The 8,993-nt window shown below is 71.7% G+C and carries 8 protein-coding genes and 1 tRNA gene; 2 read left to right on the forward strand and 7 right to left on the reverse strand.

The window, feature by feature from the left end; translation table 11 throughout:
* Window positions 1-213 precede the first annotated feature (213 nt).
* The 3 genes from PV363_RS13245 to PV363_RS13255 form a co-directional block, all read right to left on the reverse strand.
* Window positions 214-286: transfer RNA gene (locus tag PV363_RS13245), tRNA-Leu, on the reverse strand.
* 39 nt (window positions 287-325) lie between these two features.
* Window positions 326-1,117: a hypothetical protein gene (locus PV363_RS13250; RefSeq protein WP_301022553.1), complete on the reverse strand. Its 792-nt coding sequence runs from the start codon at window positions 1,115-1,117 to the stop codon at window positions 326-328.
* The gene (locus PV363_RS13255) at window positions 1,110-1,955 is read right to left on the reverse strand and encodes a uracil-DNA glycosylase (protein ID WP_301022554.1); all 846 of its coding nucleotides are present in this window, start codon (window positions 1,953-1,955) and stop codon (window positions 1,110-1,112) included. Before PV363_RS13255 ends, PV363_RS13250 begins: the two co-directional genes overlap by 8 nt.
* Before the next feature lie 133 nt (window positions 1,956-2,088).
* Here PV363_RS13255 and PV363_RS13260 point away from each other — a divergent pair, with 133 nt between their 5' ends.
* Entirely contained in the window at window positions 2,089-4,332 is a 2,244-nt protein-coding gene (locus tag PV363_RS13260) for a glycoside hydrolase domain-containing protein (RefSeq protein WP_301022555.1), read from the forward strand.
* Window positions 4,329-5,639 (forward strand): glycosyltransferase, encoded by a 1,311-nt coding sequence (locus PV363_RS13265; RefSeq protein WP_301022556.1) that lies wholly within the window; start codon window positions 4,329-4,331, stop codon window positions 5,637-5,639. Before PV363_RS13260 ends, PV363_RS13265 begins: the two co-directional genes overlap by 4 nt.
* A gap of 13 nt (window positions 5,640-5,652) precedes the next feature.
* On the opposite strand, the gene PV363_RS13270 is transcribed toward PV363_RS13265, so the two are convergent.
* The 4 genes from PV363_RS13270 to eno are packed head-to-tail and all read right to left on the reverse strand — an operon-like array spanning window position 5,653 to window position 8,951.
* Complete coding sequence (locus PV363_RS13270; RefSeq protein ID WP_301022557.1) at window positions 5,653-6,567, reverse strand: Ppx/GppA phosphatase family protein; 915 nt, start codon at window positions 6,565-6,567, stop codon at window positions 5,653-5,655.
* A gap of 2 nt (window positions 6,568-6,569) precedes the next feature.
* Window positions 6,570-7,106 carry a DUF501 domain-containing protein gene (locus PV363_RS13275; protein ID WP_220343768.1) on the reverse strand — a complete coding sequence of 179 codons (537 nt, stop codon included), beginning with the start codon at window positions 7,104-7,106 and terminating at the stop codon, window positions 6,570-6,572.
* Window positions 7,106-7,669, reverse strand: coding sequence for a septum formation initiator family protein (locus PV363_RS13280; RefSeq protein WP_220343658.1), 564 nt, complete (start codon window positions 7,667-7,669; stop codon window positions 7,106-7,108). Before PV363_RS13280 ends, PV363_RS13275 begins: the two co-directional genes overlap by 1 nt.
* A 4-nt stretch (window positions 7,670-7,673) precedes the next feature.
* Window positions 7,674-8,951: a phosphopyruvate hydratase gene (eno, locus tag PV363_RS13285; RefSeq protein WP_220343657.1), complete on the reverse strand. Its 1,278-nt coding sequence runs from the start codon at window positions 8,949-8,951 to the stop codon at window positions 7,674-7,676.
* Window positions 8,952-8,993 lie beyond the last annotated feature (42 nt).

Genomic DNA, 8,993 nt, shown 5'->3' on the forward strand with positions numbered 1-8,993 from the left:
CGTGTTCCAAGCCTGAGCCGGGCAGCCGGGCCTCACGCCCGTCGCGCTGGCTCCCTGCCCAGGCGCTCCGGCGCAGCGTCACGCGCGCGTGAGAACGGGTCGTCGACGAAACCGACGCCTCGGCGATCCGGCCGAACCGCTCCAGCATCCGCGCCGGTCACCGCGACCTGGGTGGTCTCGGGCGAGCGACGACCGCGGGCAGCGGTCGGCACGTGCTCCCGGCGGGATTCGAACCCACACTGAGACGGGTTTAAGCCGTCTGCCTCTGCCGTTGGGCTACAGGAGCGTGGGGCTATTGTCGCTCAGGCGACGGCACCGGCGACGACTATGCCGGGGCTCCGCTGATCGCGTAGGCCCGCACCGCGCGTCGCTCGAGGTTGTCGCGCACGAGCACGAGCGACACTCGCCACATCCGCGTGTGCTGCACGCCGACGGCGTCCACGACGGCGTCCCAGTGCTCCATCAGCCGTCCCCCGATCTGGCGCAGACGCTCGCGCTCGTCGGCGACGGCGTCCTGGACGGCGTCGACGACGAGGCCCTCGCTCTCCCAGCGGGCGATGGCGGCACTGAGTGGCTCGGGCACGGTGTAGACGATCTCGGTCCGTGCGTCTGCCTCCTCGGCGCCGCTGCCGAGGATCGCGTCGGCGAGCTCCGCGGGAAGCTCGGCGCGGATCTGGCCCGGGACGTCGAGGTGTCCGGTGACCGCGTCGACCGGTTCCGAGGGTCCCCGGGGCGCAGGCCCCACCGCTCCGAGCTGGACGGTCAGGCGCAGGACCTCACGCCGGTCGGCGGGCTCCAGGGCGCGCTTGGCGGAGGCCTGCTCGACGTAGTCGCGCATCAGGCGGACCGCGGTCTCGAGGTCCCCGTCGACCGTGAGCTCGCCGGCGATGTAGGCCTTGGCGATGCCCTCCTGCCCCGGCGACCACATCAGCCGGCGGACCGTCCGGCGCGACTCGAAGTGCGCCTCGATGTCGGCGTCACCCGACTCGGGTTCGACGCGGGAGCCGTCCCAGGCGGTGAAGGTGACCGGCGGTGCTTCGCCGTAGACCTGCACGAGCAGGTCGACCAGTCGGCCGGCCACTCCGGTGGCATGCGTCTCGATGGTGCCCTCAGTCATCTCCAACCTCCTTGGCGCGGATCATGACGGCGTCGAGCATGGGCTCGGTGAGCCGTCCTGTGAACGTGTTCTGCTGGCTGGGGTGGAAACATCCCAGAAGCTGGACCGTACCCCCCGACGGTTTCGGGAGGGTGACCTCGACACCATGACCGAACTTCGGCCGCGGTCGCGGGACCACCGCACCGAGTGCACCCAGGGTCCGCAGCGCCGCGTCCCAGCCGTAGCCGCCCAGGGCGACGATCGCGCGCACCGAGGGCAGGACCTCACGGAGCTCCTCCTCCAACCAGGGTGCGCAGGTGTCGCGTTCATCGTTAGTCGGCTTGTTCGCCGGAGGCGCGCAGCGCACGGCGGCGACCATGCGGGCTCGGAGCAGTCGCTGGCCGTCGCCGGCGTGGGTGCTGGTCGCCTTCGCGGCCAGGCCGACACGGTGCAGCGACGCGAACAGCCAGTCGCCGGAGCGGTCACCGGTGAAGATCCGGCCTGTCCGGTTGCCCCCGTGCGCGGCCGGCGCGAGGCCGACGATCAGGACCTTCGGCTCGGGGTCGCCCCACCCGGGGATCGGCCGCCCCCAGTACGGCTCGTCGGCGAACGCCCGCCGTTTGGTGACCGCGACCTCCTCACGCCACGCGACGAGGCGCGGGCACGCGCGACAGACCGAGACCCGTGCGTCGAGGTCGTGGAGAGAGTCGGCCCGGGCGGCCAGCGCGCGGACGTCGGCGGCGCCCTCGGCCACCGGCGTCGACGCAGTCGCGGGATCGTCGGGCCAGCCCGTGCCGGGCAGGACCGGCGAGGTGAACGCCGACGAGGTCAGCGGGTCACCGTCGACTCTGCCAGACACCCTCCCACCCTAGTCCGGACGCCGACCGACAACCTTCACCTCCACGAAATCCGCTCGACACGTGCCGTACGTAGCGTCCACGCACGAGCTCGAGCCGGTGCACGCACCGGGTGTGCGACGAGGGGAGGATCCGATGGTCGTCGACCCCTTCATCGGCACGTCCGCGACCGACCTGCCTCCCGCGACCGGTCTCGCCGCGACCTGGTGGTCGCCCAAGCCCCAGGTCGGCAACACCCACCCAGGCGCCTGCCACCCGCTCGGGATGGTCTCCGCGTGCTCCTACTCGGGCGCGTACCCGACCGGCTACGGGCGCTACGACCTCAGCACCGAGGGCGTCCCGACCGCCATCTTCGACGAGCCGGTCGCCTCCGGGTTCACCCACTTCCAGCAGTCGGGCACGGGCGCGATCCGCAAGTACTACAACTACTTCCGGGTCACTCCGATGCTCGAGCCCCTCGACGCCCTCGGGCGTACGTGGGGACTGCACGAGGAGGAGGCAGGTCCGGGCTGGTACGCCGCCACCCTCGACTCCGGGGTGCGGTGCGAGATCACGGTCGGCCCCAAGAGCGCCGTGCACCGCTACACGTTCCCAGCGCACCACGACGCGCGGCTGGTGGTCGACCTCTCCCTCGGCGGGCTCGCCATCCCGTACGGCGCCACCGTCCCTCTGCGCTCGCACCTGGAGTCCGTCGCCCCCGGTGTCGCGCGCGGCGAGATCGTCGTCGAGGGTGCACCGCTGGCGGTCCACCTGGAGTGCGACGCCGACCGGTGGCGGCAGATGCTCTGGTACGACCGGCGGCTGATGGCCGGCGGGAGCCGGCTCGACTTCAGCGACATCCGGACCACGACGCTGCGCCCGTTCGGCGTGATGTGGGCGGGTCCGACGACCGCCGGTCAGGTCGTCGAGCTGCGGCTGGGGTTCTCGCTGCGGGGAACGGCCCAGGCACACACCAACCTCGTCGCGGACTGCGGGCAGCAGAGGACGAGCTTCACGACGCGGCGTGCCGCGACCACGCGAGCGTGGGACCAGCACCTCGGTCTGATCGAGGTCGACTGCCCCGACCCGAAGCGCCGTACGGTCTTCGAGACCGCGCTCTACCACTCCCTCGTGAAGCCGTGCCTCGCACCGGACGAGAGCCCGTTCTGGCCCGCGGACGGGCCCTTCGCCTTCGACATCAGCACGATGTGGGACATCTACCGCACCCAGCTCCCCCTGCTCACGGCGCTGGTCCCAGAACGCGCCGTGGAGCTCGCCAATGCCCTGCTGCACGTGTGCGAGGAGGAGGGCAACCTCCCGATCGGCTACCGGATGGCGCGAGGCGCCGACGTGTTCTCCCGCCAGGCGAGCGCTCTCGTGCAGACGTTCCTCGCCGACCTCTGCGGGCTCGGTCTGGCCGGCGTCGACTGGGACTGGGCGCTCGTCCACATGCACAACGACCTCCGTCGGGGCTACGGCGAGGACTACCTCCTGCGTGGGGTCGCCCATCCGATCAGCCACACCCTCGACCTTGCCTTCGGCTACTGGTGCACCCAGCGGGTCGCCGAGCACGTCGGCGACAAGGCGCTGGCGGCCGAGCTCGCTCCGTACGCCGCCGGGTGGAGCAACGCATTCGACCCTGCCACCGGGCTGCTGCTGGACTCGACGTTCTACGAGGGCGGCCGTTGGAACTACTCGTTCCGGCTGCTTCACGACATGGCGGGACGGATCACGCTCGCGGGAGGACCCGAGGCGTTCATCGCGATGCTCGACCGCTTCTTCGGCTACGACGCCGAAGGGGTCACGCAGCCCGGCGAACGCCCCAGCGTCCAGGAGATGGCACGCGGCTACGCGCTGGACCGGTTCGAAGGGCTCAACAACGAGCCCGACATGGAGGCACCCTGGGCGTACCACTACGCCGGGCGACCGGACCGTACGGCCGAGATCGTGCACGCCGCCCTCCATCAGCGCTTCGGCACCGGGCCTGGCGGCCTGCCCGGGAACGACGACTCCGGGGGTCTGAGCTCCTGGTACGTCTGGGCGTCGCTCGGCCTCTTCCCCGTGGCCGGACAGAACGTGTTCCTCCTCAACGCACCCTCCTTCGCCGGCGCGGTGATGCGGCTGGGCGAGGCCACGCTCGAGCTGGAGACCACCGGATTCGTCGAGCCCGGCCCGGACACGCCGCCGCAGTACGTCCAGTCCGCATGGCTCGACGGCCGCCCGCTGCACCGCACCTGGCTCGACGGCGCCGAGCTGCACCGGGGTGGGCGCCTGCTCGTCGAGCTCGGAGCCCAGCCCAGCCCGTGGGGGCGCGACCCGTCGTCGTTCCCGCCGTCCTTCCCCGCCGGCTCCAGCCGTACGGGTGTCGTCACCGTCCCTCCACCGAATGGGGTGTCATGACCATGCAACCGCCGTACCGTCTCGTCATCGTGGTCCGGGCCGACCCCGTCATCTGCGGGCACTCCGGCGAGGCACGCAACCTCGCCGAGGCCGCGCTCTCCCGCGGGTTCACCGACGTCCGCATCGTCACCTGGCCGATCGACCGCCTCGAGGAGGCAGGGCTTCCGCTGAAGCCCCTCGACTCGGTCCTCCCCTACTCTCCGGGCATCGCCGTCGAGCGCCCTGCGCCCGTCGGCGACTACAAGGTGCCAGACGGCCGCTATCTCGCCGGGCTCACCGGCCGGCTCGTGGAGCTGTTCACCGACGGAGTGCCGACGGTGGCCCTGTCGCTCTACCTGAGCCCGCACGCGATGGCCGTCGCCGACGCCGTCCGCGTGGCACGGGCCACCGGGCTTCCGGTGGACGTCACCACGGTCGCCGAAGCCGTCGGGTCCGACGTGACCAACGTGGTGCGGTCGTGCCTCGACGAGGACCGGTTCGGGGCCGCGGCCCACGTCTTGACGACCTACCTGAGCAACGACGTCTGCCTCGCGGTCTCCCGCTACACCCGCGACCTGGTCGTCGCGTGCGCGCGCGAGATCGACGCACGCCACGGCACCCGGTTCGCCGTCGCCTGCGAGGAGCGCATCGGCATCTCGTACCCGGCGATCGACACCCGCGCCTACACCGCCCTCGACGAGACGGCGATCGACGACGCGCTGGCGGCTCGAGGGCTGGAGCGCGACCACTACGTCCTCTTCCTCTCCCGGCTCGCGGCGGCCAAGGGCGTCGACGACCTCATCGACGGGTTCGCCCGCAGCGCGGCGGCACGCCGGACGACGTTGGTCATCGCCGGCCGGGGACCGGAGGCGCAGGAGCTGCGGGACCACGCCGCCTCCTGTCCGGTCGCTGACCGCATCCTCTTCCTCGACGACGTCGACGACGCGGAGAAGCCGCTCCTGATGGCCGGGTGCGCTGCCTTCGTCCTCCCGAGCAAGCCGCGGCCTGAGTTCGTGGAGACGTTCGGGATCGCGCTCGTCGAGAAGATGCTGGCCGGCGGCGGTCCCGTCGTCACGACGGAGACCGGCGGGATCGGCGAGGCGGTCGGGGACCACGCCACGATCGTGGGGACCGAGGACCCGGCGGGCATCGCTGCCGCGATCGACGAGGCGGTCCTGCGCACCAGCGCGTCCGACCGGCTCCGCAAGGCGGAAGCCGCGCGCGCTCACGCCCTTCAGTTCGACCGTGCGAACGTGCTCGACGGCATCCTGCGTCAGCTCTGGGCCGCTCGGAGCGCCTCCACGCTGGAGACCGCCATCGGGGCGTGAGCGCCGGGAGCGCTCACACCAGCGACCAGGCGACCCCGTCGAGGATGTCGTGCTCGGAGATCACCAGAGTGTCCGTGGCCGCACGTCGCAGGAGGCAGGCGACGATCAGTGCGCCTCCCCCGATGACGTCGGCTCGACCCGGGTGCATGAACGGCCACGAGCGCCGCTCCGCGTGCGACGCCGCGACGATGGCGGCGCACGAGCTGAGCACGTCGGAGACGGCCAGCCGCGCGTGGTGGATACGGGCGGAGTCGTACCGGTCCAGTCCGAGGACGTGCGCTGCCACGGTCGTGAGCGTGCCGGCGACACCGACGACGGTACGCGCGTCGGTGAGGTCGACCGTCGCCCCGTCGAGCGCCGCGTCGACGTCGGCCACGCAGGCGGCGATCTCCTCGGGCGTCGGCGGATCGCTGTGCAGGTGGCGCTCGGTCATCCGCACCGACCCGATGTCGAGCGACTGCTCGGTCTCGGCAGCACCGTCCCGGCCCAGGATGAGCTCGGTCGAGCCGCCGCCGATGTCCACGACCAGCAGCGGCTGGTCGACGCCGGGGAGGTCGCGGGTCGCGCCGGCGAACGACAGCGCGGCCTCCTCGGCTCCGGAGACGACGTCGGGCACGACACCCAGGCGCTCGCGCACACCGGCCGCGAAGAGGTCGGCGTTGTCGGCGTCGCGCGTCGCCGACGTCGCCACGAAGCGCAGGCGCTCGGCGCCGCACTCGGCGATCACCTGCGCATAGTCCTCGCACGCCGCGAAGGTCCGCTCCAGGGCACGCTCGTCGAGCCTCCCCGTCCGGTCGACGCCGTGCCCGAGCCTGACAATCTCCATCCGTCGGACGAGATCGGTCGCCGTCGCCGCCTCACGGTCCAGATCGGCGACCAGCAGCCTGATGGAGTTGGTGCCGCAGTCGATCGCGGCGACCCGGCTCACGCTCACGGGACCTCCCGAGCGCCGGCGAGCTGAGCGGGCGGCTCTCCGGGTCCGTCGCAGGTCGTCCCCGTCCACCAGTCGCCGAGCAGCACGACGGCTTCGTCGCCGAGCGGGTTGACGCCGGGTCCCTTGGCGAGCGCGTGCCCGACGAGGACGTGGAGACACTTGACCCGGGTCGGCATCCCGCCTGCGGAGACGTCGTGGATCTCGGGCACCTCGGCGAGAGCCTCGCGCTCCTCGAGGTAGGAGGCGTGGGCGCGGGCGTAGGCCGCGGCGAGCTCGTCGTCCTCGGTGAGGCGCTCGCTCATCTCCCGCATCAGTCCCGACGCCTCGAGGGTGCCGATCATCGCGTTGAGGCGGGTGCAGGTGACGTAGAACAACGTCGGGAACGGCGTGCCGTCGGGCAGTCTCGGCTCGGTCTTGACGACGTTCGGATGACCGGACGGGCATCGGCTCACCACCGCGACCACGCCTCGCGGTGGTCGGCCGAGCTGGGCCTGGATCGCGTCGAGGTCAGCCTGGCTGGGAGGTCGGTCGATCACTGGCCTTCGTCCTGAATCTTGGGGGTCACGACCTCGTCGCTCGGGGTCGGAGTGGTCTTGTCGGGCACGCCGCCGGCGACCTCGACCGAGCCCCACAGCGTCTCGTGCCACTGCGGGCCCGGACTGGCCGCGGGCGGGGCGTCGGGAAGCTCGGGTCCCTTGCCGACGGGTTTTCCGTCGGGGCCGAGGACGGTGAACCCGATCTCTCCCGGCATCACCCACCCGAAGCGCGAGCGCGCCTGCTGCTCGACGTACTCCGGGTCGTCGAAGCGGAGCTTCTCCTTCTCCAGCCGCTCGATCGCGGCGCTGGACTCCGAGATCTGGGCCCGCGTCGTCGCCAGTGCGTCACGTTGCTGGAGGAACGCCTTCAGGCTCGAGGCGTAGGAGATCGCGAGCACGAGAAGCACCAGGAGCAGCACCGCCATCCGGCGGGTGATCCGCGGAGAGCCGTACGTGGTGACGGCCTCGGCCGCCGCCGGCGTCGCGGCGCGTCCTCGGCGGGCGGCACCGGGCCGGCGGCCCGGATGCCTCGAGGACGGGCGGCGCGACGTCGGCGGCACCGCGTCAGGCCTTCAGCCGCGGGAACGCCGCGCGACCGGCGTACGTGCCCGCGTCGTCGAGGAGCTCCTCGATCCGCAGGAGCTGGTTGTACTTCGCGACCCGCTCCGAGCGTGCCGGGGCGCCGGTCTTGATCTGGCCGCAGTTCGTGGCGACGGCGAGGTCGGCGATCGTGGTGTCCTCGGTCTCGCCCGAGCGGTGGCTCATCATGCAGCGGTAGCCGCTGCGGTGGGCGAGGTCCACCGCGTCCAGCGTCTCGGTCAGCGTGCCGATCTGGTTGACCTTGACCAGCAGCGCGTTGCCCGCGCCCTCGTCGATCCCGCGCTGGAGGCGCTCGGAGTTGGTCACGAACAGGTCGTCGCCGACGAGCTGGACCCGGCCGCCCAGCTCGCTGGTGATGGCCGTCCAACCCTCCCAGTCGTCCTCGTCCAGCGGGTCCTCGATCGAGACGATGGGGTACGACTCGACCAGCTCGGTGTAGTAGGCGGTCATCTCGGCAGCGGTCTTGGTGGCGCCCTCGAAGCGGTAGCCGCCGTCGCTGAAGAACTCCGAGGCGGCGACGTCGAGCGCCAGGGCGATGTCCGTGCCGAGCTTGAGGCCGGTGGTCTCGACCGCCTTGGCGATGAGGTCGAGCGCCTCCCGGTTGGAGCCGAGGTTGGGGGCGAACCCGCCCTCGTCACCGAGGCCGGTCGCGAACCCGTCGGACTTCAGGACCGACTTCAGCGCGTGGTAGACCTCCGCGCCCTGGCGCAGCGCCTCCGCGAAGCTGCTCGCACCGATCGGCGCGATCATGAACTCCTGGATGTCGACGTCGGTGTCGGCGTGGGCGCCGCCGTTGAGGATGTTGAGCATCGGCACCGGGAGCACGTGCGCGTTGGCGCCGCCGACGTACTGGAAGAGCGGGAGGCCCGCCGAGTCTGCTGCCGCCCGAGCGACGGCGAGCGAGACCCCGAGGATGGCGTTGGCGCCGTACTGCCCCTTGTTGGGGGTCCCGTCCAGGCGCAGCAGCGTCTGGTCGATGTAGCGCTGCTCGTCGGCGTCGAGGCCGATGATGTCCGGGCGGATCGCCTCGTTGACGGCGTCGACGGCCTTCTGGACGCCCTTGCCGCCGTAGCGGCTGCCTCCGTCTCGCAGCTCTACCGCCTCGAACTTGCCGGTCGAGGCGCCGGAGGGGACCCCCGCCCGGCTGATCGTGCCGTCGTCGAGGGCGACCTCGACCTCGACCGTGGGGTTGCCGCGCGAGTCGAGGATCTCTCGTGCTCCGACCGCTTCGATGCTTGCCACTACGGACTCCTCATGAGGGATGGTCTGTGTCGTACACATCCT

Origin of the sequence: Mumia sp. (assembly GCF_028803055.1) — a bacterium.
Taxonomy (GTDB): Bacteria; Actinomycetota; Actinomycetes; order Propionibacteriales; family Nocardioidaceae; genus Mumia.

Bases quoted from the DNA above. Each gene is read 5' to 3' on its own strand.
- PV363_RS13260 (WP_301022555.1), top strand. From the start codon at position 2,089: ATGGTCGTCGACCCCTTCATCGGCACGTCCGCGACCGACCTGCCTCCC.
- PV363_RS13265 (WP_301022556.1), top strand. From the start codon at position 4,329: ATGACCATGCAACCGCCGTACCGTCTCGTCATCGTGGTCCGGGCCGAC.
- PV363_RS13250 (WP_301022553.1), bottom strand. From the start codon at position 1,117: ATGACTGAGGGCACCATCGAGACGCATGCCACCGGAGTGGCCGGCCGA.